22 protein-coding genes are annotated in these 22,745 nt (G+C 68.2%); 17 read left to right on the top strand and 5 right to left on the bottom strand.

The features are described 5' to 3' along the window. Positions 1 to 6 precede the first annotated feature (6 nt). The 15 genes from ACZ9GM_RS11160 to ACZ9GM_RS11090 all read left to right on the top strand — a co-directional run bounded on the left by ACZ9GM_RS11160 (position 7) and on the right by ACZ9GM_RS11090 (position 16,479). Positions 7 to 768 (top strand): alpha/beta fold hydrolase, encoded by a 762-nt coding sequence (locus ACZ9GM_RS11160; RefSeq protein WP_291474509.1) that lies wholly within the window; start codon positions 7 to 9, stop codon positions 766 to 768. A 5-nt stretch (positions 769 to 773) separates the two neighbouring features. Further along, the gene (locus tag ACZ9GM_RS11155) at positions 774 to 2,267 is read left to right on the top strand and encodes an aldehyde dehydrogenase (RefSeq protein WP_476037850.1); all 1,494 of its coding nucleotides are present in this window, start codon (positions 774 to 776) and stop codon (positions 2,265 to 2,267) included. Positions 2,268 to 2,282: 15 nt separating this feature from the next. After that, positions 2,283 to 2,474 (top strand): tautomerase family protein, encoded by a 192-nt coding sequence (locus tag ACZ9GM_RS11150; RefSeq protein WP_476037849.1) that lies wholly within the window; start codon positions 2,283 to 2,285, stop codon positions 2,472 to 2,474. Next, on the top strand, positions 2,474 to 3,520 hold the full coding sequence (locus ACZ9GM_RS11145; RefSeq protein ID WP_291474506.1) for an LLM class flavin-dependent oxidoreductase: 1,047 nt from the start codon (positions 2,474 to 2,476) through the stop codon (positions 3,518 to 3,520). The genes ACZ9GM_RS11150 and ACZ9GM_RS11145 overlap by 1 nt, the downstream gene beginning before the upstream one ends. A gap of 30 nt (positions 3,521 to 3,550) precedes the next feature. Continuing rightward, entirely contained in the window at positions 3,551 to 3,982 is a 432-nt protein-coding gene (locus tag ACZ9GM_RS11140; protein WP_291474505.1) for a riboflavin kinase, read from the top strand. A gap of 24 nt (positions 3,983 to 4,006) precedes the next feature. Next, the gene (locus ACZ9GM_RS11135; protein WP_291474504.1) at positions 4,007 to 5,599 is read left to right on the top strand and encodes a nucleobase:cation symporter-2 family protein; all 1,593 of its coding nucleotides are present in this window, start codon (positions 4,007 to 4,009) and stop codon (positions 5,597 to 5,599) included. 68 nt (positions 5,600 to 5,667) lie between these two features. Then, on the top strand, positions 5,668 to 7,257 hold the full coding sequence (locus ACZ9GM_RS11130; RefSeq protein WP_291474503.1) for a nucleobase:cation symporter-2 family protein: 1,590 nt from the start codon (positions 5,668 to 5,670) through the stop codon (positions 7,255 to 7,257). Positions 7,258 to 7,438: 181 nt separating this feature from the next. Beyond that, the gene (guaD, locus tag ACZ9GM_RS11125) at positions 7,439 to 8,809 is read left to right on the top strand and encodes a guanine deaminase (RefSeq protein WP_291474502.1); all 1,371 of its coding nucleotides are present in this window, start codon (positions 7,439 to 7,441) and stop codon (positions 8,807 to 8,809) included. After that, entirely contained in the window at positions 8,806 to 9,294 is a 489-nt protein-coding gene (locus ACZ9GM_RS11120; RefSeq protein WP_291474501.1) for a 2-oxo-4-hydroxy-4-carboxy-5-ureidoimidazoline decarboxylase, read from the top strand. Before guaD ends, ACZ9GM_RS11120 begins: the two co-directional genes overlap by 4 nt. A 34-nt stretch (positions 9,295 to 9,328) precedes the next feature. Beyond that, on the top strand, positions 9,329 to 9,697 hold the full coding sequence (gene uraH / locus ACZ9GM_RS11115; protein ID WP_291474500.1) for a hydroxyisourate hydrolase: 369 nt from the start codon (positions 9,329 to 9,331) through the stop codon (positions 9,695 to 9,697). Positions 9,698 to 9,713: 16 nt separating this feature from the next. Beyond that, entirely contained in the window at positions 9,714 to 10,697 is a 984-nt protein-coding gene (locus ACZ9GM_RS11110) for an AAA family ATPase (protein WP_291474499.1), read from the top strand. A gap of 10 nt (positions 10,698 to 10,707) precedes the next feature. After that, complete coding sequence (locus tag ACZ9GM_RS11105; protein WP_291474498.1) at positions 10,708 to 11,805, top strand: DUF58 domain-containing protein; 1,098 nt, start codon at positions 10,708 to 10,710, stop codon at positions 11,803 to 11,805. Further along, on the top strand, positions 11,805 to 14,081 hold the full coding sequence (locus tag ACZ9GM_RS11100; RefSeq protein ID WP_476037848.1) for a transglutaminase TgpA family protein: 2,277 nt from the start codon (positions 11,805 to 11,807) through the stop codon (positions 14,079 to 14,081). Before ACZ9GM_RS11105 ends, ACZ9GM_RS11100 begins: the two co-directional genes overlap by 1 nt. A 115-nt stretch (positions 14,082 to 14,196) precedes the next feature. After that, a complete protein-coding gene (locus ACZ9GM_RS11095) occupies positions 14,197 to 15,981 on the top strand; it encodes an acyl-CoA dehydrogenase (RefSeq protein WP_291474496.1) in 1,785 nt (594 codons plus the stop codon). 24 nt (positions 15,982 to 16,005) lie between these two features. Beyond that, on the top strand, positions 16,006 to 16,479 hold the full coding sequence (locus ACZ9GM_RS11090) for a MaoC family dehydratase (RefSeq protein WP_476037847.1): 474 nt from the start codon (positions 16,006 to 16,008) through the stop codon (positions 16,477 to 16,479). Positions 16,480 to 16,491: 12 nt separating this feature from the next. Here ACZ9GM_RS11090 and ACZ9GM_RS11085 read toward each other — a convergent pair whose 3' ends face one another. After that, positions 16,492 to 17,592: an FAD-dependent oxidoreductase gene (locus ACZ9GM_RS11085; protein ID WP_476037846.1), complete on the bottom strand. Its 1,101-nt coding sequence runs from the start codon at positions 17,590 to 17,592 to the stop codon at positions 16,492 to 16,494. A 248-nt stretch (positions 17,593 to 17,840) separates the two neighbouring features. On the opposite strand from ACZ9GM_RS11085, the gene ACZ9GM_RS11080 reads away from it, so the two are divergent. Next, positions 17,841 to 18,290, top strand: a complete 450-nt coding sequence (locus tag ACZ9GM_RS11080; RefSeq protein ID WP_476037845.1) for an NUDIX domain-containing protein — start codon at positions 17,841 to 17,843, stop codon at positions 18,288 to 18,290. 31 nt (positions 18,291 to 18,321) lie between these two features. On the opposite strand, the gene ACZ9GM_RS11075 is transcribed toward ACZ9GM_RS11080, so the two are convergent. Continuing rightward, complete coding sequence (locus ACZ9GM_RS11075; RefSeq protein WP_291474492.1) at positions 18,322 to 19,305, bottom strand: NAD(P)H-dependent flavin oxidoreductase; 984 nt, start codon at positions 19,303 to 19,305, stop codon at positions 18,322 to 18,324. Between the two features lie 128 nt (positions 19,306 to 19,433). On the opposite strand from ACZ9GM_RS11075, the gene ACZ9GM_RS11070 reads away from it, so the two are divergent. Then, a complete protein-coding gene (locus tag ACZ9GM_RS11070) occupies positions 19,434 to 19,721 on the top strand; it encodes a helix-turn-helix domain-containing protein (RefSeq protein ID WP_367273313.1) in 288 nt (95 codons plus the stop codon). Here ACZ9GM_RS11070 and ACZ9GM_RS11065 read toward each other — a convergent pair. The 3 genes from ACZ9GM_RS11065 to ACZ9GM_RS11055 all read right to left on the bottom strand — a co-directional run bounded on the left by ACZ9GM_RS11065 (position 19,705) and on the right by ACZ9GM_RS11055 (position 22,432). Then, positions 19,705 to 20,298, bottom strand: coding sequence for a ClpP family protease (locus ACZ9GM_RS11065; protein ID WP_291474491.1), 594 nt, complete (start codon positions 20,296 to 20,298; stop codon positions 19,705 to 19,707). The genes ACZ9GM_RS11070 and ACZ9GM_RS11065 overlap by 17 nt on opposite strands. Before the next feature lie 2 nt (positions 20,299 to 20,300). After that, positions 20,301 to 20,930: a ClpP family protease gene (locus ACZ9GM_RS11060; protein WP_291474490.1), complete on the bottom strand. Its 630-nt coding sequence runs from the start codon at positions 20,928 to 20,930 to the stop codon at positions 20,301 to 20,303. Between the two features lie 95 nt (positions 20,931 to 21,025). Beyond that, the gene (locus ACZ9GM_RS11055; protein WP_476037844.1) at positions 21,026 to 22,432 is read right to left on the bottom strand and encodes an amidohydrolase family protein; all 1,407 of its coding nucleotides are present in this window, start codon (positions 22,430 to 22,432) and stop codon (positions 21,026 to 21,028) included. Positions 22,433 to 22,745 lie beyond the last annotated feature (313 nt).

Raw genomic sequence — 22,745 nt, 5'->3', positions numbered from 1 at the left:
CCTGCCGTGGGCGCCGCATCAGTTGTCCTGCTGCACGGGGTGGGACTCGACCGCACGATCTGGGACGCCGTGTCCGCCGAACTCGGCCATGCACTCCCGGACAGTGACGTCGTCGCGCTCGACCTGCCCGGTCACGGCGCCCGGCCGCCACTGACCCACGGGGTCAGCCTCGGCGACCTGGCGGCGGACGTGCTTGACCGGATGCCGGCCGGGCCCGTGCACCTCGTCGGTTTCTCCGTCGGTGCCCTCATCGCGCAGTACGTCGCGGTGTACCACCCGGACCGCGTCCTCACTCTCACCTGTGTGAACTCGGTGTGTGACCGGAATGAGGAGGAGGCTGCCGCCGTCGCGGGACGCCTCGAGACCGCCGGGATCGACTTCGCCCTCGGGGCCGAACGTGCGGTGGACCGCTGGTTCCCGGACGATGCCGGCATTCCCGGCGCCCCGGCCCTGCGGGACCGCACCCGGCGCATCCTGCTGGCCAATGACGTGCCCTCCTACCTGCACGTCTACCGGGTCTTCGCCACCGGGGACGCCGAACTGGCCCCCGAGTTACACCGCATCACCGTGCCGGTGCTCGCCGTGACCGGATCGGAGGACCCGGGGTCGACCCCGGAGATGTCGTACCGGATCGCCGAGCGTGTCCCCGGCACCCACGTCCACATCATCCAGGGCGCCCGGCACATGGTGCCGGACACCCACGCGGAGCTGCTCAGCGCCCTGATCGCTGAGCTCGTCAGTACCCGTCAACACCACCGGAAGGAGTGAGAACTGTGTCTTCCACCATCACTGACCGTATCGACCATTTCATCAACGGAGAGCGACGCGCCCCTGCGTCCGGCGAGTACTTCGCCTCCATCAACCCGGCCACCTGCGAGACCCTCTACGAGGTCGCCCGCGGCACCGACGAGGATGTCGCCGCCGCCGTCGATGCCGCAGCCCAGGCCTTCCGCAACCCCGCCTGGGCCGGCCTGACCGCCACGAAGCGCGGCCACCTGCTCCGCCGCTTCGGCGACCTCATCGGGGAGTACGGCGACGAACTCGCCCTCTACGAGAGCCTCGACAACGGCAAGCTGCTGCGCGAGATGCGCGGCCAGCTCAAGAGCGTGCCGGAGTACCTCTACTACTACGGTGGACTGGCCGACAAGGTCCAGGGCTCCCAGATCCCGGCGACCAGCCTGGACATCATCAACTTCACCATGCGCGAGCCGCTGGGCGTGGTCGGTGCGATCACCCCGTGGAACTCGCCGATCACGCTGACGATCTCGAAGCTGGCCCCGGCGCTGGCCGCGGGAAACACCCTGGTCATCAAGCCCTCGGAGTACACCTCGCGCACCATCGTCCGGCTCGCCGAGATCGCCTCCGAGGCCGGCTTCCCCGACGGTGTTGTCAATGTCGTCACCGGCTACGGCTCGGAAGCCGGTGCCGCCCTGGTCGAGGACCTGCGCCTGGCGAAGATCTCCTTCACCGGCTCCACCGCCACCGGCTCCGGCATCGCGAAGTCCGCCGCCGGACGCTTCATCGGCTGCACCCTGGAGCTCGGCGGTAAGTCCCCGAACATCGTCTTCGGGGACGCGGATGTCGACAACGCCGCCATGGGTGTCGTCGCCGGTGTCTTCGCCGCCGCCGGCCAGACCTGCATCGCCGGCTCCCGCGTCTTCGCCCACCGCTCCGTCTACGACGAGCTGCTGGAGAAGGTCAGTAGGCGGGCGTCCACCATCAGGATCGGCGACCCGCTCGACGACGACACGGAGCTGGGACCCCTGGCCTTCGAAGACCAGCTCAACAAGGTGAAGTCCTATATCGAGCTGGGGAAGTCCGAGGGTGCGACCGTGCACTACGGCGGTGAGCGCCCGGATGTCGACCTGCCGGGTTACTTCCTGCAGCCGACCGTCCTCACCGACGCCACCAACGACATGCGTGTCTGCCGGGAGGAGATCTTCGGCCCGGTCACCGCCGTCATCCCCTTCGAGACGGAGGAGGAGGTGCTCGCACAGGCCAACGACACCGAGTACGGCCTCGCCGCCGGTGTGTGGACCTCCAACCTGCAGCGGGCGATGCGTATGTCGCGTGGCCTGGAGGCCGGCACGGTGTGGATCAACACCTACCGGGCGATGTCGCCGATGTCGCCGCGCCAGGGCTTCAAGAAGTCCGGTGTCGGCATCGAGCACGGCATCGAGTCCATGAACGAGTACACCCGCCTGAAGTCCGTCTGGATCAACACCGACGAGGGTCCGGTCGCCGACCCCTTCGTCATGCGTGGCTAGTTGAGGAGAACCCACATGTCTCTCATCGACATCTCCATTGCCGCAGGACGCAGCCCCGAACAGCTCAGGGCGCTCATCGACGGGGTCCACAAGGTCGCGGAACAGACCGTGGACGCCGCCCCCGAGAACATCACCGTCATCGTCCGCGAGGTACCGCACGACCTGTGGGCCCGCACCAACGTCACTATCGCCGAAAGGAACTCATAATGCGTTTCTCACTGTTCATCCACATGGAGCGCTGGGACAACTCCATCACCCACGAAGAGCACTGGAACAACCTCGTCGAGCTCGTGCAGCTGGCCGAGGCCGGTGGATTCGGCACCGTCTGGACCGGCGAGCACCATTCGATGGAGTACACCGTCGCCCCGAACCCGATGGTCTCCCTGGCCGCCCTGGCCGGCAAGACCAGCACCATCCGGCTCGGCGCGGGCACCATCATCGCCCCGTTCTGGAACCCGGTGCGCGCCGCCGGTGAGACCGCGCTGCTCGACGTCATCTCAGGGGGACGCGCCGAGATCGGTGTGGCCCGTGGTGCCTACCAGTTCGAGTTCGACCGCCTGGCCGGTGGCCTGTCCGCCAAGGACGGCGGCACCTACCTGCGCGAACTCATCCCGGCGATGAAGAAACTCTGGGCCGGGGACTACGCCCACGACGGTGAGCACTGGTCCTTCCCGACCTCCACCTCTGTGCCGAAGCCGGTCCAGGACGACGGCCCGACGGTGTGGGTCGCCGCCCGTACCGCCGAGACCCACGACTTCGCCGTCGCCGAGGGTTGCAATGTCCAGGTCACCCCGCTGATGAAGGACGACGCCGAGGTCCGTGACCTCAAGGACAAGTTCGACGGTGCGGTCGCCAACCATCCGGAGATCGGGCGCAAGCCGGAGATCATGGTCCTGCGCCACACCTTCGTCCACTCCCCGGACGAGCCCGAGGCGTGGCGTCCTGCCGCCGAGGCCGTGAGCCGCTACTACCGCACCTTCAGCTCCTGGGCCTTCGGCAGGAAGGAGCCGGTCAACGGTTTCCTCGACCCGCAGCCGTTGGAGACCGTCGCCGAGCGCCCCGAGTTCGCTCCCGACTCGCTGCACAGGTCCGCGATGATCGGCACTCCCGAGGAGGTCACCACCCGCCTGAAAGACTACGAGAACATGGGCTACGACGAGTACTCCTACTGGATCGACAACTCGATGACCTTTGAAGAGAAGAAGGCCTCGCTGCAGCTCTTCATCGACCAGGTTATCCCCAACTTCCGGTAGGACGCCCCACGCACTCACGAGGAGGTCATCATGCACATCGTCACAGGCACCGTCGAGCACGGTGACAAGCGGGGACGCGAACTCGGCTTCCCGACCGCGAACATCGCCGTCACCGGACTGACCCCGGACCAGGAGGTGGAGCTGTCCGGTGTGTGGGCCGGTGTGGCCGAGGACCGGTCAACCGGTGAGAGTCTCACCGTCACCGTGTCCATGGGGCGGCGTCCCACCTTCTACGGCCCGGAGGGCGTCTTCCTGCTGGAGGCGTTCGTGCTCGACTTCCCGGCGGGGCACTCGAAGGACCTCTACGGCCGGGAGTTGGCGGTGCATCTGTGTGAGCGGCTGCGCGGCCAGCTGGCCTTCGACACTGTCGAGGAGCTGATCGAGTGCATGGACAATGATGTCGCGCGGACCCGGGAGTGGGCTGCGGACGCGTCCTGCAACATCGGTGTCACCGGGCGGTAACACGCCTCGCAGACACTGAGGGGCATGAATGTTTCCGCTCCTGAGACCACCGGGCCCGACGCGGCATCCACCGTCCACCCGGTCGACCAGCGTCCGCCCCTTCCCAGGCTGTTCATCCTGGGCCTGCAGCACGTCCTGGCGATGTACGCCGGTGCGATCGCCGTCCCCCTGATTGTCGGTGGCGCACTGGTCGCGCAAGGGCAGTTCGACCAGTCGGACATGCACCACCTCATCGCAGCGGACCTGTTCGTCGCGGGTATCGCCTCGGTGATCCAGTCGGTCGGCATCTGGAAATTCGGCGCGAAACTGCCGCTGATGCAGGGTGTGTCCTTCGTCGCCGTCTCGCCGATGATCGCCATCGGCTCCGAGCACGGCATCACCGCCATCTACGGCTCAGTCATCGCCACCGGTGTGCTGATGATCCTCATCGCACCACTGTTCGCCCGCCTGGTGCGCTACTTCCCACCGATCGTCACCGGCACCATCATCACGGTCGTCGGGCTGTCCCTGCTCTCCGTCGCCGCCGGCTGGGTGTTCAACAACCAGGCCGGCAACGGTGAGGAGCCGGACGGCGGCACGGTGAAGGGCTTCATCATGACCCTGATCACCCTGGTCACGGTCATCCTCATCCACCGTTTCGCTCCCCGCGCCCTGAAGTCGCTGGCCGTCCTCGGCGGCATCATCGTCGGCACGATCATCAGCCAGTTCGTCGGCATGACCGACTGGTCCGAGGTCGGAAGCTCCGAATGGGTCGGCGTCCCGACGCCCTTCCAGTTCGGTACCCCGACCTTCGACATCGCCTCAATCATCACCATGGCCATCGTCGGTCTGGTGATCATGACCGAGACCACCGGTGACATCATCGCCGTCGGTGACGTGGTGAAGAAGCCGGTCGACGGAAAGACCCTGTCCAACGGTCTGCGGGCCGACGGCCTGGCCACCATGCTCGGCGGCATCTTCAACACCTTCCCCTACTCGGCCTTCGCCCAGAACGTCGGCCTGGTGGCACTGTCCCGCATCGCGTCCCGCTTCGTGGTCACCGCCGCCGGCATCATCCTCATCATCTTCGGTCTGCTGCCGAAGTTCGGTGCAGTGGCCACCGGCATCCCCTCCGAGGTCCTCGGTGGTGCCGGTGTGGCACTGTTCGGCATGGTCGCGGCGTCCGGGATAAGGACGCTGTCCACGGTGACCTGGACGGAGACCAGGGCACTCATCGTCGGTGTGGCCATCGCCGTGGCGATGCTGCCGAGCGTCCAGCCGGACCTCTACGCCAAGCTGCCCACCGAGCTGGAGATGATCATGGACTCCGGCATCTCCGCCGGAGCGATCGTCGTCATCCTGCTGAACCTGCTGCTCAACCGCGAAGACGGCGGCCATCTGGCTCCGGGGCTGGGTGCTGTACAGGAGACCTACGACGGCCCCACCGGAGACTCCGAATCCACCTCGGTGGTGCTCAACAACTCCGAGCGCGCCGCCGCCTGGGCGGCACGGAAGGCGGAGGACGCCCGCACCGCGGTCGCCGAAGCCCGGGCTGCCGCGGCGAAGGCGGAGGAGATCCGCGCCGCTGAAGACACCGGGGGCGCGGGGAGCACAGCGGAACCACCGACGAGAGCCTGACCACAACCGGGGGCGCCATGATCCCCCGGACACAGATCTCAAACAGTACGGGTGTCATAATTCTCCGCATGACCGAATCGCCGAATGCCGCGCCGGGTGAGTCCGCCCCCGACCCCGTAGCCGACTCGCCTGCCCTCCATCCCGTCGACCAGCGTCCGCCGTGGCCCCGGCTGTTCATCCTCGGCCTGCAGCACGTGCTGGCGATGTACGCCGGTGCGGTGGCCGTGCCGCTCATCGTCGGTGGCGCGCTGATCAACGCAGGTCAGTTCGACTCCTCTGACCTGCACCATCTCATCGTCGCCGACCTGTTCGTCGCCGGTCTGGCCTCGGTGATCCAGTCGGTCGGACTGTGGCGATTCGGTGCGAAACTCCCGCTGATGCAGGGCGTGTCCTTCGTCGCTGTCTCGCCGATGATCGCCATCGGCTCCGAGCACGGCGTCACCGCGATCTACGGTTCGGTGATCGCCGCGGGCGTGATGATGATCCTCCTCGCGCCGCTGTTCGCGCGGCTGGTGCGGTACTTCCCGCCGATCGTCACCGGCACCGTCATCACCGTGGTGGGCCTGTCGCTGCTCTCGGTCGCGGCCGGCTGGGTGCACAACAGCAACGGTGAAGAGTCCGAGATCGGAACCGCCAAGGGTTTCCTGCTCGCCCTGTTGACGCTGATCGTCGTGATCTGCATCCACCGGTTCGCCCCGGTTCGCGCGAAGTCCCTGGCGGTGCTCGGGGGCATCATCGTCGGTACCGTCATCGGTCAGTTCATGGGTATGACCGACTGGTCCGAGGTCGGCCCGGCGTCCTGGGTGGACATCCCCACCCCGTTCCAGTTCGGTGCCCCGACCTTCGACGCCGCCGCCATCTTCACCATGGTCATCGTGGGCCTGGTCATCATGACCGAGACCACCGGTGACATCATCGCCGTCGGTGACGTGGTGAAGAAGCCGGTCGACGGTCGCACGCTCTCCGACGGTCTGCGGGCCGACGGTCTGGCCACCGTCCTCGGTGGTGTCTTCAACACCTTCCCGTACTCCGCGTTCGCCCAGAATGTGGGCCTGGTGGCGCTGTCCCGCATCGCCTCGCGCTTCGTGGTGACCGCGGCCGGCATCATCCTCATCATCCTCGGCCTGCTGCCGAAGATGGGTGCCGTGGCGACCGGTATCCCGTCCCAGGTGCTCGGCGGGGCCGGAGTCGCACTGTTCGGCATGGTCGCGTCCTCCGGTATCAGGACGCTGTCCACGGTCGTGTGGAACGAGACCCGCGCCCTGATCGTCGGTGTGTCCATCGCGGTGGCCATGCTACCGAGCGTCCTGCCGGGTATGTACGAGAAGCTGCCGGAGGAGCTGGAGATGATCCTGGACTCCGGCATCTCCGCCGGTGCGATCACGGTGATCGTCCTCAACCTGCTGCTCAACCGCACCGGTGGCGGGCACCTCGCCCCGGCGCTGGAGGGGAAGAAGACCGAGGGGCCGGAGGAGACCGACGGATCCGGCCCGACCGGGGACTCGGAGTCCACCTCGGTGGTGCTCAACAACGCCGAGCGTGCGGCGGTGTGGGCGCAGTCGAAGGCGGAGATCGCCCGGGCCGCGGTCGCTGAGGCCCGTGCTGCCGCGGCGAAGGCGGAGGAGATCCGTGCCGCCGAGGAGCGGAAGCAGGAGTAGCCCGGCTGCTGCGCGATGCGCCGATGTGACACGGCCGAAACACGGCTCCGGCATACTCGTGCCCATGAGACACGGGACAGGACACCTCCGGGCGTGGACCAGGGGACAGATCGCCCACGGGGCGTGAGCGGGCATCACACCGCCCAGCCCCTCTGCGACCCCATTCCCCAGGAGAATCCCCGTGGACATCCACCTCGGTCACGTCGTCACCCCGCAGGACGCGACCTCCACCAACACCTCGCCCAGCACCCCCGAACTGCTCGACATCCCGAACGGCGCCGTCGTCGTCGACGGCTCCACCATCGTGGCGGTGGGGGAGGCGTCCGACATCCTGGGCGCCTACCCTGACACTGCCTTCCTCGACCACGGCGACGCACTGATCATCCCCGGCCTCGTGGACTGCCACGTCCACTACCCGCAGATCGGGATGATCGCCTCGCCCGGCGAGCAGCTGCTCGACTGGCTCGACCGCTACACCTTCCCCGCCGAAGCCCGCTTCGCCGAGAAGGCCCATGCCGAGGCCACCGCGGAGTTCTTCACCGACCAGCTGCTCCGCAACGGTGTCACCACCGCCCTGGTGTTCTCCACGGTCCACGCGCACAGCGTGGACGCCCTGTTCACGGCCGCGCAGCGTAAGGACCTGCGGATCATCACGGGCAAGATGTGCATGGACCGCAACGCCCCGGCCGACCTGCTCGACACCCCCGAGTCCGCCGTCGCGGACAGTAAGGCACTCATCGACCGCTGGCACGGGACCGGACGCCTGGAGTACGCCATCACCCCGCGCTTCGCACCGACCTCCTCGGACGCCCAGCTCCGGGCCCTCGGTGAGCTCGCCGCCGACCACCCGGACGTCGTCATCCAGACCCACCTCGCCGAGAACACCGCCGAATGTGACTGGGTGGCAGAACTGTTCCCGCAGGCAACCGACTACACCGACGTCTACGACCGCGCCGGTCTGGTCCGGGAACGCGCCGTCTTCGGCCATGCGGTCCACCTCAGTGACCGCGAACTCACCCGTCTCGACGAGGCCCGAGCCTCGCTGGCACACTGCCCGACCTCGAACAATTTCCTCGGCTCCGGACTCTTCCCGCTCAAGGACATCCGCAGCAAGGTCCCGGACCTGCGCATCGGTTTCGGCTCGGATGTCGGCGCCGGCACCTCGCTGTCCCCGCTGGCCACGGCGGGGGAGGCGTACAAGGTCTCCCGTCTCCTCGCCAGCTCCACCGGCTCCGCCCCGCTGACCGCCGCCGACCTGCTGCACCACTCCACCCTCGACGGTGCCCGTGCCCTCGGGGTGGACGCACACGTCGGCAGCATCACACCGGGGAAGGACGCCGACCTCGTCATCCTCGACCCGGCAGCCGGCACTGCCACGTCCGGGACACCCGCCGATCCCGTCCTCGCCCACCGTGCCGCACGGTGCACCACCACCGAGGAGCTCCTCTTCGCCTGCCTCATGCTCGGCGACGACCGGACGGTCGCGGGGGTGGTGGTCAACGGCACGCTGGTGGGGACGCCGGGTGCGGGGATGGCTACGATGGCGCCATGACCACGTTCACCCTCGCCGACTTCAACGACGCCCCGGCCGCCGACGTCACCCCGGAACTGGAGGCCGTCTTCGGTTCCGCTCCGCTGGCCGTCTCGGTGGCGGACGCCCGCCCGTTCACCTCGGTCGACGCACTCGTCGACGCGGCGTCCTCCCTGCTTGCGGCCCAGCCGGAGTCGGAGGTCCTGGCGGCGGTCAACGCCCACCCCCCGATCGGCGGCAGCGTCTCCGCCGGCTCCCGGTCCGCCTCCGAGCAGGCGGGTGCGACGGAGTCCGCCGACCTGGACGCCGTGCGTGAGCTCCAGCCGACCTACCGGGAGCACTTCGGCTGGAATTTTCTCATCAAGGCCGCCGGTCGGTCGAGTGCGGAGATCCGGGCCGAGCTGGAGCGACGGCTCACCGTCGACCCGGCCGAGGAGTGGCTGTTCAGCATCAGCCAGCTCGACGCCATCAACGGACTGCGCCTGCGCGGCACCGTCACTGAATAACACCGAGCAGTACACACCCACAAGGAGCACCATCATGAGTCTGTCCACGCACTGCCTCAACACCACCACCGGTCTGCCCGCCCAGGGTCTGCAGGTCGAGCTCGTCAAGCTCGAGGTCACCGACCACGGCCCGGACGTCACCGCCGAGCCGACCGTCCTGGAGTCCGCCACGACCGACGCCGACGGCCGGTACCGTTTCACCGTCGACCCGGCCCCGGGCACCTACCGCCTGCGGTTCCACACCGGTGACTTCCTCGCCGCCGCCGACACCGCCACCCTTTACCCGTGGGTGGACATCACCTTCACTGTCGAGGACCCCGAGGTGGACCCGGCGACCCCTTCCCACCTGCACATTCCGCTGCTGCTGAACCCCTTCGGCTACTCCACCTACCGCGGATCCTGAGGGGGAGGACGCGTCGATGAACGACACCACCGGCACCACCGGCACCACTGACGCCGCCGTCACCGCGGTCCGCGATCTCGCCCACACCCTGCACACCTCCCTGGCGCAGGTCCTCAAGGGCAAGACCGCGGCGATCGACGCCGTCATCACCACCCTGCTCGCCGGCGGTCATGTCCTGTTGGAGGACGTCCCCGGTGTCGGCAAGACGACCCTGGCGACCGCCCTGGCCGGTTCGGTGAATGCCGAGGTCAGGCGCATCCAGTTCACCTCGGACATGCTGCCCACCGACGTCACCGGTGTGACGGTCTACGACGACGAGGCCCAACGCTTCCAGTTCCACCCCGGCCCCGTCTTCACGAACTTCGCCGTGGGTGACGAGGTCAACCGTGCTTCGCCGAGGACGCAGTCCGCCCTGCTGGAGGCGATGGCCGAACGCCGCGTCACCGTCGACGGCACCACCCATGACCTGCCGGACCTGTTCATGGTCATCGCGACCCAGAACCCGCAGGACATGGCCGGGACCTTCCCGCTGCCCGAGGCGCAGCGTGACCGGTTCATGACCCGCATCTCGCTGGGGTACCCGGAGCCGCAGGCGGAGATCGACATGGTGCTCTCCCACGGTGCACGGCGTCCTGAGGAACTGGTGCGCAGCGTCGTCGGTGTCGACGACGTCCTCGCCGCGCAGCGTGCGGTCCGCGACATCGCCGTCGGCGAGCCGGTCGCCCGCTACCTGGTGGACATTGTCTCGGCGACGCGGCGACACCCCGACATCGCCCTGGGCGCCAGCCCGCGTGCCACCCTGCACCTGATCCGGGCGGCCCGGGCACGTGCGGCGATGCAGGGCCGCGGCTTCGTGATCCCGGATGATGTCGCCCACCTGGCGGCCATGGTGCTGCCGCACCGTCTGTCGCTGCGGGGACGCTTCGCCACCGTCGGCGACGCCCACTCCACGGCGGTGAATCTCGTCTCCCGGATCGTCGCCTCGACCGGGCTGCAGTGACGGGTCGGCGATGAGGGCGAAGCGAAAGACCCTGCCGGTCGCGCTCACCGGGCGTGGGTGGGGCTTCCTCGTCTGCACCGTGATTCTCGTGGTGCTGTGGCGCGTCCTCGAACTCCAGGATCTGCGCTACCTCATGGTGCTTCCCGCGGTGATGCTGCTGCTCTCCCTGCTGTTCGTGCTGGTGGTGCCGCCGCTGGCACAGATGCGCACCGAGGTCGACGTGCCGGACACCACCCCGACCGTCGGCGGTGGTGTGGCTTGTTCCGCGACGGTCGTCCAACGCCTGCCGCTCAAGCTGCACACCCGGGTGCTGTGGCTCTTCGGCGACCGCGCTGTCCGACAGAACGCCACAGTCGCCCGGACCCCGGTCGATTCCCAGGTGAACTTCCGTGCCCGGCAGCGTGGTGTGCAGTGGACCGGTATCGCCGGGCTCGTCCTGCCGGACCCGTTGGGCCTGGTTGTCCGCCGGATCCGGGTGGACGCCGGGCGTGACCTCCTCGTCCTGCCCCGTCCGCTCGACGGTCTGCCCGAGGAGATCCCCGGCCCGCTGCCGGCCCGCTCCGACGACGGTGACGGCGCCGCCGTGGACTACTCGGCGGTGTCCGGCATCCCAGCCGGTGTGCTGCGTGAGTTCCGCACCGGGGACGCCGTGCGTCAGGTCCACTGGAAACAGAGCGCCCGACTGGGAAAATTGCTGGTCAACCAGTACGACGCCCCCGATCTGAAGGACGCGACCGTGCACTTGGTCACCGATGCCGACTGCTACAGCTCTGAGGTGTCCTTCGAGGCGGCGGTCTCGGCGACGGTCACTGTCGCCGACCGGCTGCTCGAGGAGGGCTACCGGGTGCTGCTCACCTGCGGTGACCGCCCGGTCGAGGCCTGCGGACACGGCGACGAGGTGCGCCGCGTCCTCGCGCTCGTCAGCACCACGGACACTGCCGGGGACACGCCCGGGGACGCGCTGGTGGTCCCCGCCGATGTGATCGTCACCGGCACCGTCACCCGCGGTCTCACCGACCGGATGAGGGGCGCCGGAGATAATGGAGCCACCGGTGAACTCGTCGTCGTGGAGGACCTCGCCCTGAACACCCCGGAGGCGCGTCGCTGATGGCCGCCCCGACCAGAGCTTTCCGACCCCGGCTTCTGATGGCCGGCGTCCTCATCACCCTGCTGTGCGCCGTGGTCCTGCAGTCGATGGACCTCATCTTCCACGTCGGTGCGTGGCAGTGGCAGATCCTCCTGATCTTCGCGGTGACCGTTCTCCCTGCGACCGTCGTGGCCTCGGTCCTGCCGCCACGCCGGGAGACTCTCGCCCTGGTCAGCGGCGCCTCGGCCGGCGCGGTGACGTGGTTCGTCCTGCTCATCGGCACCGGGCGTGCGGGGGAGTGGCTACGCCACCCGGTCGACATGTTCGACCAGGCGGCGCAGGTGGTCAACACCGCGGCGACACCCTTCGACCCCGCCGGTCCGGTCGGTGACCTGCTGCTGCTCATGGGCCTGATGCTGGGGATCGCGGCGTCCTCCCTGCTGGTCGGGGTAGGTGCACCGTTCGCCACCGGCGGTTTCCTGTCCCTGCTGCTGCTCGCGCCGGTCGCCGCGACGGGTGTGGTCGTCGACCGGTCGCTGATCATCGCGGCCGGCGTCCTGCTGGTGCTCCTGGCCTGGACCGCCGCGCCCCGGATCTCGGTGCCAGGCCTGACGATGGCGGCACTGGCCGGCGTCATCGCGGTAGGTGTCGTCGCCGCGATGCCGGACGCCACCGACCGCGTCTGGAACCCGGCGGTGGTGAAGTCCCCGGTGAACAGCACCGTGCCGGACGTCACCGTCTCCCTGGCCGAGGACCTGAAGAAACGCAGCGGGTCCCGCGTCTTCAGCTTCGAGACCGCGACCCCGGGCGCGCACTACTTCACGCTGGCCACCCTCGCCGACTTCGAGGACGGGCGCTGGACCCCGAAGGAGGACGCCAGGGAGGACGGCGCCGTCAGCCTCGATGAACCCCGGTCGGCACAGACACCGCCGGGCCTGCAGTCGACGACGGTGACGATGGACGGGCTGCGCAGTGAATGGCTGCCGCTGCCGCAGTCGGCGTACCGGGTGGTTCCCACCGAGGAGAGGCCGGAGGACCGGAGCGACTTCGAACCGGACAAATGGACCTGGATGACGGACTCCGCGACCGCGAAGGCGTCGAAGGCCGTGACCCGCGACGGTGACCTGTACACCGTCGAATCGGTGCCGCTGGTCTCCAGCAGGCTCGGCGAGGTGGACCTCGGTGCCCTGGCGGCGTCCGGTGTGGACACCGGAACGATCGACCAGGCGTCCTACCTGGAACTTCCGGGAGAGATGCCGACCTCGCTGCGCGATGCCGCGAACGAGGCGGCCGGGGGAGTGACAGACCGGATCCAGGCCGGGTACGCGCTCGAGAACTGGTTCCGCACCAGCGGTTTCAGCTACGACGACTCGGTCCCCTACGACCCCGGGGCGGAGGGACCGTATTCCGTCATGGAGTCCCTGCTGACCCAGCGCTCCGGGTTCTGCGTGCACTATGCCTCGACCTTCACCGTCATGGCGCGTGAGCTGGGTATCCCCGCCCGCATGGCGGTGGGGTACGCGGCCCGGACCAATGCTGAGGGCCCGACGAACGTGAAGGCACGGGAGCTGCACGCCTGGCCGGAGATCCTCGTCGACGGCATCGGCTGGGTCGCCTTCGAGCCGACGCCGGGTGGTCCCGGTGGCCTGGAGGTTTCCGCGGAAGGACAGCCCGCCGAGGAGACTCCGGCTGAGGAGACCCCGGAACCACCGGAGCCCTCGGAGGAACCGCCGGCCGAGTCCGAGACCCCCTCGGAGACCCCGGAACCACCGGAGCCCTCAGAGCCCTCAGAGCCCTCGACGATCCCGCAGCCCGAGGAGATGCCGGAGGATCCGGCGTCCCCGGAGGTTGATGAGGAGGATTCCGGGTTCACGATCCCGCTCCCGGTGCTGGTGGCGGTAGGTGTGGTCCTGCTGCTCCTGGCTCCGGCGTTGGTGCGGTGGCTGGTGGGCCGGTGGCGTCGCCGTGGCATCACCTCCGGCGGTCACCCGGCGCAGGACGCCTGGTCCGAGGCCACCGCGAAGGCCACGGACCTCGGGCTGAGCCCGGCGTCGGGAGACCTGCGGGCCCGCACGCCCGAGGCCTGGGCCGAGCAGCTCGGCGGTGACCAGGTGCAGGCGCTGGCGTCCGCGGCCTCAGCGGAGCGTTTCGGTGGCCGGGACTACTCGGACTCGCGGGAGGACCTGCGCGGACTGTTGGACGGTGCGGTCGAGGACCTGTCCGGACGCGGCAGTCGGGTCACCCGGGTGCTGGCGGTGCTGGTGCCGCGGTCACTGTTCCGGCGACGAGGACTGTGAGGCGTTGACGATCCGCCGGTGAACGGCAGGGGAGTCGGGTATGTTGGGTCAGGTAATGTAATGAATCACAGTTCAGAACAGCCGCCCCGACCCTGGACCGACCCCGAGGAGTCACATGGACACCCGAGAATCACTGATCCTCGACGCCACCGACATCAACTTCTGCCTCTACGACTGGCTCGACGCAGAATCCCTCACCGGCTTCGACCGCTTCGCCGAGCACAGCAGGGAGACCTTCGACGGCCTGCTGGACCTCTCCCGGCAGCTCGCCGAGGACCTCTTCGCACCGCACAACCGCACCGGTGACCTCAACGAACCGACGCTCGTCGACGGCAAGGTGCAGCTCATCGACGAGGTGAAGCCCGCCCTCGACGCCTTCGCCGAAGCCGGTCTGCTCTCGGCGACGATGGACGGGAAGCACGGTGGCTTCCGCCTGCCCGCACTGATCTACCGGGCGGCCTTCCTCTGGTTCCAGGCGGCGAACCTCGGCACCGTGTCCTATGCGCTGCTCACCACGGGTGCGGCCAACCTCATCAGCACCCACGCCACCGAGGAACTCCAGCAGAAGTTCCTGCCTCCGATGCTCGACGGCCGCTGGTCCGGCACGATGAACCTCTCCGAACCCGGCACCGGCTCCGCTCTCGGCGACCTCACCACCTCGGCGACGAAGCAGGATGACGGCACGTACCGCGTCCGCGGCGACAAGATGTGGATCTCCGGCGGCGACCAGGAGGTCACCGAGAACATCGTCCACCTCGTCCTCGCCCGCACCGGAGGTCCCGGTGTGAAGGGGCTGTCCCTGTTCATCGTGCCGAAGTGGCTGGAGAACCCCGGCGAACCGGGCTGCTTCACCGAGCGCAACGGCGTCAGCCTCGTCGGCATCAACCACAAGATGGGCTACCGCGGCACGGTGAACACCGCGCTGAACTACGACGACGCCGTCGGCTACCTCATCGGTGAGGAGGGCAAGGGCCTGTTCTACATGTTCCACATGATGAACGAGGCGCGCATCGGCGTCGGCGCCGGTGCGACAGCCCTCGGCGTCACCGGCTTCCTGCACTCCCGTGACTACGCCCGTGGACGCATCCAGGGCCGTCCGCTGGACGCCAAGGACCCGAAGACCCCGGCCGTGCCGATCATCCGTCACGCCGATGTGCGCCGCATGCTGCTGGAGCAGAAGGCCTACGCCGAAGGTGCGGTCGCGGTGGTCCTCTATACCGCGAAGGTGCTCGACGAGTCCGTGGCGGCGTCCTCCCCGGAGGAGAGAGAGGCCGCCCACCTGCTGCTGGAGGTGCTCACCCCGGTGGCGAAGTCCTGGCCGTCGCAGTGGTGTCTGGAAGGCAACAGCCTGGCGATCCAGGTCCTCGGCGGCTCCGGCTACACCCGCGACCACCCGGTCGAGCAGTTCTACCGCGACAACCGGCTCAACCCGATCCACGAGGGCACCCACGGCATCCAGGGCATCGACCTGCTGGGACGCAAGGTCCTGCTCAGCGGCGGCTCCGGTTTCCGCGACCTGCTCGGCCGGATCACCGCGACCTGCGACGCGCTGGCGGACAGTCACCCGGAACTCGCCGATCCGCTGCGGTCCCGCGCCACGCGCCTCGCCGAAGCCACCGCTACTGTCTGGGAGGACAAGGACGCCGGCACCGCCCTGGCCAACGCGACGATGTACCTCGAGGCCGCCGGCGACATCGTCGTCGCCTGGCTGCTCGCCGACCAGGTCCGTGCCCTGGGGGAGAGGAACGGTACCGGAGAAAGCGCCGACAGTTTCGCTGAGTCGAAGCTGCTCACGGCGTCTTTCTTCATCGACCACCTGCTGCCCCGGGCGGACGCCCGGCTCGACCTCGTCGCCTCGAAAGACCGGCGGCTCCATGACCTCGACGACTCACTTATCTGACCTTTCAACCACCCGGGAGACTCCATGCGCAGCTTCACCAGCACCGAGGAACTGACCGCCGCGAAGGGCGAGGACCTCGGCGTCACCGACTGGACCACCATGACCCAGGAGCGGGTCAACACCATGGCGGACGCCATCGACGACCACCAGTGGATCCACGTCGACAAGGAGCGGGCGGACGCCGGCCCCTTCGGCGGACCCATCGCCCACGGCTTCCTCAGCCTCTCGTACCTGCCGACCCTGGCCGGGGAGACCTTCGACTTCTCCGCCTGGCCCGCACTGATCAACTACGGGCTGAACAAGGCGCGCTTCCCCGTCCCGGTGCACGTCGGCGACCGGATCCGTGCGCACGCCCTGCTCGTCGATGTCACCCCCAAGGGTTCCGGCACGCTGGTCACCCTTGAGCTCACCCTCGAGATCGACGGTGGGGACGGCACCGTGAAGCCCGGCGTCCTCTGCGAGTTCCTCGTGCTGCTGCTCGGGGAACCTTCGGCCTGATCAGCGGCTGACCTACAGTGCGTCCACCATCTCCGCGACGCGCTCGGCGGTGCCCCAGCTCAGGGTCACACCAGCTCCGCCGTGTCCGTAGGCGGCGATGACCGGGATGTTCACCTCGTCGGTGTCGACCTGCTCGATGCGCAGGGTGGACCGGGAAGGACGCAGCCCTGCGCCGTGACCGAGGATCGGCAGCTCCTTCAGTGCCGGGACCAGGGCCTCTGCCCGGGCGAGGATCGCTTCGGCGGTCTCCGCGTCCGGATCCTCGTTCCAGTTCCCGACCTCGGCGACACCACCGACGACGATGTCGTCCACGCGGGGGAAGATATAGGTCATGTTCGCCGGATCATCGTCGTCGACGTACCAGTCGGTGAGGACGGGGCCGCTGTCCTCACCCTCGTTGTCTTCTTCGTTGTCTTCTTCGTTGTCTTCTTCGTCGTCCCCTTCATCATCGGTACCGTTGGCGAAGACGATGACCTGCCCGCGGACCGGAGTGATCTCGTCGTCCCCACCCAGCAGCTCACCGCCACGGATGCCGGCGCAGATCACGACCGCCTCCGGGGGAGCGGTGTTGTAGGCGCCTGTGACCAGCAGGTCGAGGGATTCCACCGTCTTCCACCGGAACGCCACACCGGCGATCCGGCAGGAGTCCATGAGCCAGGCCAGGTAGGTCGGGGTCATGATCATCGGCAGGGTCGTCTCGACACCCCGCTCGGTTCCTCGTGTACCTTCCCGCTCGACCTCGGTCACGGCGTTCTCGCCGAGAACGTCGGTGACGGTCGGGACCCAGGAGCGGTCCGGCGGGTCGAGGCGCTCACGGAGGAAGCCGCGGCGCATCTCGACCGGGGCGATGTCGTCGGTGACGTCGTCCGCGCCCCCGGACTGCGCGGCCTCGGCCTGGTCTGCCAGCTCGACGAACCTGATCAGGGAGCGCTTCTCCAGGTCAGGGGCATTCTCGACAGTGACGTCGTAGGGGAACCAGAGTGCGCCGGCGCGGGCGGAGACGGTGTCCCCGGGGCCGTGGTCGGCGACGACAGTCACCTCATGGCCGGCTCCGGCGAGTTCGAGGGCACAGGACAGGCCGGTGACGCCGGCCCCGATGACGGTGATGCGCATGGTTCACAGCGTAGGCGTTCGGCTCGGGACGCTGGCAGGGCATGTCGGCAACACGCAGCGTGAGGTCGCTCACGAGGGGTCCCAGACAGCCTCAGACTGCGTGATGCCTACATGCCCTGGTGCGACGTCGTAGGCTGGCCCGCATGAGTGAGCGTACGGATACAGCGCAAGGCTCCACGTCAGCCTGAGCCACCACATCCTCGCAGTTCGCCTACGGGAATCCGTGGATCCGGGTCCGTGAGGACGAGGTGGTGCGTCCCGATGGTGCCGACGGCATCTACGGTGTCGTCGAACTACGCAACCCCGCAGTCATCATCATCGCTCTCGACGAGGACGACCGCGTCCTCATGGTCGATATCGACCGGTGCACCGTCGGGAGATCCCTCGAGGTGGTCTCGGGCGGCACAGACGGGCAGGACGCTCTGGCGGCCGCACGTCGAGAACTGCTGGTGGAGACCGGGTTCGAGGCGGACGAGTGGACGCAGACCGGAACGATGAACGCCCTCAACGGGATCTGCGCCGCACCGGAGACGGTGTTCATCGCCCGCGGCCTGCGGGCGCAGTCCGGTTCTGGTGGCAGTGAGGGCACTGTTGGCGATGGTCGGCACCGTCATCACCGACGGGGAGACCATCGCCGCACTCGGCATGGCTGCGGTACACCTCGGAAAAATCCGGGGAGAATAAGGCAGCGTCAGTGAAGTCATGCCTCCCCGGCGGGCCGGCGTAGAGCTACAGCTGCCGGACACGCACCTTCTCGTCGAACGCGTCCACCGCGGCCCGGAACTCGTCCTTGAACTGTGCGATGAGGTCCGCGGCGGGCTGGATCCCGGTGATGGAGCCGATGCCCTGGCCGCAGCCCCAGATGTCTTTCCACGCCTTGGCGTCGTTCCCGCCGCCGGAGCCGAAGTTCATCTTCGAGGGGTCGGATTCCGGCAGGTTGTCCGCGTCCAGGCCTGCCTTCTCGATGCTCCCACGCAGGTAGTTACCGTGGACACCGGTGAACAGGTTGCTGTAGATGACGTCGGAGGCGTTGCTGTCGACGATCATCTGCTTGTAGTCGTCGACGGTGTTCGCCTCCGGGGTGGCCAGGAACGGCGAACCGATGTAGGCGAAGTCCGCGCCGGCGGCCAGGGCGGCGAAGATGGAGCGCCCGTGTGAGATCGCCCCGGACAGCAGCAGTGGGCCGTCGAACCACTGGCGGATCTCGTTGAGCAGTGCGAACGGCGACTGGCTGCCCGCATGTCCGCCGGCTCCGGCGGCGACGGCGATGATGCCGTCCGCTCCGCCTTCAACTGCCTTCTGTGCGTGGCGGTTCTTGATCACGTCGTGCAGGACGATGCCGCCGTAGGAGTGGACAGCCTCGTTGATCTCCGGGACGACACCCAGTGAGGTGATGACGATCGGTACCTTGTGCTTCACGATCGTCGCCATGTCCTGCCGGAGGCGGTCGTTGGAGTGGTGGACGATCTGGTTCACCGCGAACGGCGCGACCACGGCGTCGGGATTCTCCTCCTGGAAAGCGGCGATGCCTTCCTCGATCCGGGTGAGCCACTCGTCCAGCTTCTCGGCGGGGCGCGCATTGAGCGCCGGGAAGGAACCGATGATCCCGGACGTGCACTGCGCGATGACGAGCTCCGGGGAGGACGCGATGAACATGGGGGACGCCACCACGGGCACGGACAGCGGTGACTGCAGAACGGGAGGAAGTGGCACGGAGGGCTCCTTGGTTGACTACATCGATGAAGGTGAGCCTATCCGTGCCGGTCCCGGTCTGCACTTGTTTTCAGGGAGACACCCCGGCATGTCCGCAGTACGCGCCCTGAGGTCGTTGGCGAGGGGGCTTGAGCGCCCTCAGGCTGCGTGATGCCGACATCCTCCTGCCACGTCACCGTACCGCCAGGAAAGAACGTCTCAGGGACACCGCCGACCGTGCCGGGATCTCGCCGCAGTACCTCTCTGAACTCGAACGGGGCATGAAGGACCCGTCGTCGGAGATGCTCGAGGCGGTGGCCGGGGCACTGGGGAAGTCCTCCTTCGAGCTCACCCGTGGCGCGATCCGGTCCTGGGCGCCGACGTCCCCTGCCACGACCACCGGCACCGGCGGGGCCGTCCTCATGTGCGCTGCGTGAGCACCCTGTCGACGATCCCGTAGTCGACCGCGGCATCCGGGGCGAGCACCAGCTGCCGCTCCGTGTCCTCCCTGACCTGGTCCGCGGTGCGACCGCAGTGGGACGCCAGCACCGACTCCTGCAGCCGACGGATCCGCTCCATCTCCTCGGCCTCGATGATGAGATCCGGAATGGTGCCGCGTCCTCCCTCGGTGACGGGTGCGGCCAGGACCACCCGCCCGTGGTGCAGGATCGCGCGGTGGCCCGGCGTACCGGCGGCCAGCAGCAGTGCAGCAGACGCGACAGCCTGGCCGACACAGGTCGTCTCCACCTGCGGCCCGATGAATTCCATGCAGTCGACGATCGCCATCGTCGCCGACAGCGAACCGCCGGGGGAGTTGATGTACAGCGAGACCGGGGCGTCCGCGCTCTCGCTCTCCAGGTGCAGCAACTGCGCAATTACCGCGTTCGCCACGCCGTCATCGACGGGTGTGCCCAGGTAGACGATGCGTTCATCGAGCAGGCGACTGTAGATGTCGACCGTCTTCTCACCGGTCGGGGTGGAGGTGGTGACATAGGGGATCGGGTAGCTGGTCATGGTCACGCCCCCAGCCCGAGCCGGGAACGGCGGGCGGTGAGTGCGCCGGGTCCGATGAGGAATTCCAGGTCAGGCACGATGTGGTCGATGAATCCGTACTCCTTCGCCTCCTCGGCGGTGAACCAGCGGTCGCGCAGCGAGTCCCTGGTGACCTGCTCGAGCGGGCGTCCGGTGTCGTCGGCGATGCAGCCGAGCACGGTATCGCGGGTATGGGCGATGTCCGCAGCCTGGATCTCGATGTCCTGTGCGGTGCCGCCGATCCCGCCGGACCCCTGGTGCAGCAGCACCTTGGAGTGTGGCAGGGCGTAGCGCTTGCCCGGCGTCCCGGCTGACAGCAGGAACTGGCCCGCACTGTAGGCCATACCGAGGTTGACGGTGGCGACGTCGTTGGGGATGCCGCGCAGACAGTCGCGGATGGCGAGCATCCCCGGCACCGAGCCGCCGGGGGAATTGATGAGCAGGGCGATGTCCGCCTGAGGATCACGGGCAGACAGGAGCAGGACCGAGGCGCAGAGTCGGTTGGAGGTGTCCTGTTCGAGGGCGTCGCCGAGGACGACGGTGCGTCGTTCGAAGAGGTCGCGGTAGATCTCGGCGTCCAGGATTCGGGTGGGGTCGGGTGTGTTCTCTGACATGGCGTCCACCCTGCGACCGGTGAGGACGCGCCGACAAGGCCATGCTGCCTGGAGCGGATCCGCTGTCAGCGGATCACCCGCCCCGGTAGGGATGCTCAGTACGCCGGGGTGAACCCGCCGGCGACGGCGGAGCGGACCATGCCCTCGTCGGCGGCCCGGTTGACTTCGTCGTAGGTCACGCCGTCGGCACCGGTCACACCACCGGGCAGGTCCGCGTCGAAGGCGACCTTGCCGCCGACGTATACCCGGCGCAGGTGTCGCAGCCCGCAGGCCAGAACGTAGGTCGCCACCGGGTCCCACACCGGACCGGTCGCCGGGTGCCGCGGATTGACGACCACCAGGTCGGCGTACTTGCCGACCGTCAGCGAACCCACCTTGTCCGCCACTCCGATCGAGGATGCCGAGCCCAGGGTGTGCAGGTGCAGCACCTGGTCCACTGACATGATTGAGGCGTCCGAATGGACCGCACGCTGGGTGAACAGTCCGGTGCGCATGTTCTCGAAGGGGTCGGAGGTGTCCGTGCAGGACTGGTCGTCGACACCCATACCCACGGTCACGTCCTTCGCCAGCAGCCCGGTGATGTCGGCGATGCCGGAGCCGAGCCGTCCGTTGGACATCGCCTGCCACACCACCGATGTGCCGGACTCCACCACCCGGTCCACCATCCGCTCGGTCGGGTGGACGAAGTGCCCGAAGGCGAAGTCGGTGCCGAGCACACCGGCGTCGTCGTACCAGTCGAACTTCGCCTGCTGGATCTCGATCTGCTCGGCGGTCTCCACGAAGTGTGCCTGGTTGGTGATCGCCCACTTCGCCATCAGCTCCTTCTCCAGCTCGGCGGTCCGTCGGCCGGAGGCCCACTGCACCGCGCCGTAGACGGAGCCGCCCAGGTTCAGTGCCGGGGTCTTGGCGTCGATGGTGGTCAGGTGGGACATCGCGGCGTCGAATCCGGCGACGGCGTCCGCCTCGGGAAGCTGCTCGTCGTCGACGCGTACCGAGGTGACGAACCGGATACCGGCGTCCGCCACGCCGTCGATCTGGCGGGTGACGAAGTCCGGGTCGTGGACCTTCACCGCCTTCAGCGTGGAGGATGCGTAGTCGAACCGGCACACCACGCGCGACTGGGTGAAGTTGTAGACGCTGGTCACACCCGCGGCGAGGTGGTCGAGTCCACCGGCGCGGGAGAGCCAGTACATGATCTCCGGGTCTGCCTCGGCGAGCATCGCGGAGTTCTGCGTGACCCAGGTGTACAGCGGTTCGGTGTGGGCGATGCCGCGCATGCCGCCGGTGTAGATGTGGCTGTGCGCGGAGATGTACCCGGGTGCGAGGAAGGCGCCCTCGACGTTGACGAGGGTGTCGGCAGCTTCGATGGTCGCCTGGTCCGGTGCACCTTCACCGAGACCGCTGATGCGTCCTTCGTCGTCGACGGAGAGCCAGCCGCGGAACCAGCGGGGCTGGGCGGGGTCGACGGGGATGATGACGGCGTCGGTGAAGAGCGTGCTCATGGCAGATGGAACCTCCTGGGTCCGGCTGGGGTCAGTGACATGTCAGTTGACGGTCAGTCGGCGGTGTGCAGGAATGCTCTCTTGTGCCCCTCCTGCGCTTGCCGACGGGGAAAGGCAACGGTCGTGCACCGCGGCTATGTGGTTGTCCGTGCTCGTTCTTGCTCGTTCTTGCTCGTTCTTGCTTGTTCTCGCTGACTGTGACGAGGCTACGGGCCGGGAGTTTCCGGCACGTTTCCCGGCAGTCACGGAGCGTCATGGAGCGTCACGGGGCGTCAGGGGGCGTCAGGGGGCGTCACGGAGCAGGTGTCGGCAT

It is taken from the genome of Corynebacterium sp. UD i78, from assembly GCF_056280545.1.
Note: the sequence above shows the minus strand (reverse complement) of the source record. Positions and strands in the feature narration are given on the sequence as shown.

Bases quoted from the DNA above. Each gene is read 5' to 3' on its own strand.
- ACZ9GM_RS11135 (WP_291474504.1), top strand. From the start codon at position 4,007: ATGAATGTTTCCGCTCCTGAGACCACCGGGCCCGACGCGGCATCCACC.
- ACZ9GM_RS11110 (WP_291474499.1), top strand. From the start codon at position 9,714: ATGAACGACACCACCGGCACCACCGGCACCACTGACGCCGCCGTCACC.
- ACZ9GM_RS11145 (WP_291474506.1), top strand. From the start codon at position 2,474: ATGCGTTTCTCACTGTTCATCCACATGGAGCGCTGGGACAACTCCATC.
- ACZ9GM_RS11130 (WP_291474503.1), top strand. From the start codon at position 5,668: ATGACCGAATCGCCGAATGCCGCGCCGGGTGAGTCCGCCCCCGACCCC.
- ACZ9GM_RS11140 (WP_291474505.1), top strand. From the start codon at position 3,551: ATGCACATCGTCACAGGCACCGTCGAGCACGGTGACAAGCGGGGACGC.
- ACZ9GM_RS11120 (WP_291474501.1), top strand. From the start codon at position 8,806: ATGACCACGTTCACCCTCGCCGACTTCAACGACGCCCCGGCCGCCGAC.
- uraH (WP_291474500.1), top strand. From the start codon at position 9,329: ATGAGTCTGTCCACGCACTGCCTCAACACCACCACCGGTCTGCCCGCC.
- ACZ9GM_RS11055 (WP_476037844.1), bottom strand. From the start codon at position 22,432: ATGAGCACGCTCTTCACCGACGCCGTCATCATCCCCGTCGACCCCGCC.
- ACZ9GM_RS11095 (WP_291474496.1), top strand. From the start codon at position 14,197: ATGGACACCCGAGAATCACTGATCCTCGACGCCACCGACATCAACTTC.
- ACZ9GM_RS11100 (WP_476037848.1), top strand. From the start codon at position 11,805: ATGGCCGCCCCGACCAGAGCTTTCCGACCCCGGCTTCTGATGGCCGGC.
- ACZ9GM_RS11090 (WP_476037847.1), top strand. From the start codon at position 16,006: ATGCGCAGCTTCACCAGCACCGAGGAACTGACCGCCGCGAAGGGCGAG.
- ACZ9GM_RS11105 (WP_291474498.1), top strand. From the start codon at position 10,708: ATGAGGGCGAAGCGAAAGACCCTGCCGGTCGCGCTCACCGGGCGTGGG.
- ACZ9GM_RS11085 (WP_476037846.1), bottom strand. From the start codon at position 17,592: ATGCGCATCACCGTCATCGGGGCCGGCGTCACCGGCCTGTCCTGTGCC.
- ACZ9GM_RS11150 (WP_476037849.1), top strand. From the start codon at position 2,283: ATGTCTCTCATCGACATCTCCATTGCCGCAGGACGCAGCCCCGAACAG.
- ACZ9GM_RS11060 (WP_291474490.1), bottom strand. From the start codon at position 20,930: ATGTCAGAGAACACACCCGACCCCACCCGAATCCTGGACGCCGAGATC.
- ACZ9GM_RS11065 (WP_291474491.1), bottom strand. From the start codon at position 20,298: ATGACCAGCTACCCGATCCCCTATGTCACCACCTCCACCCCGACCGGT.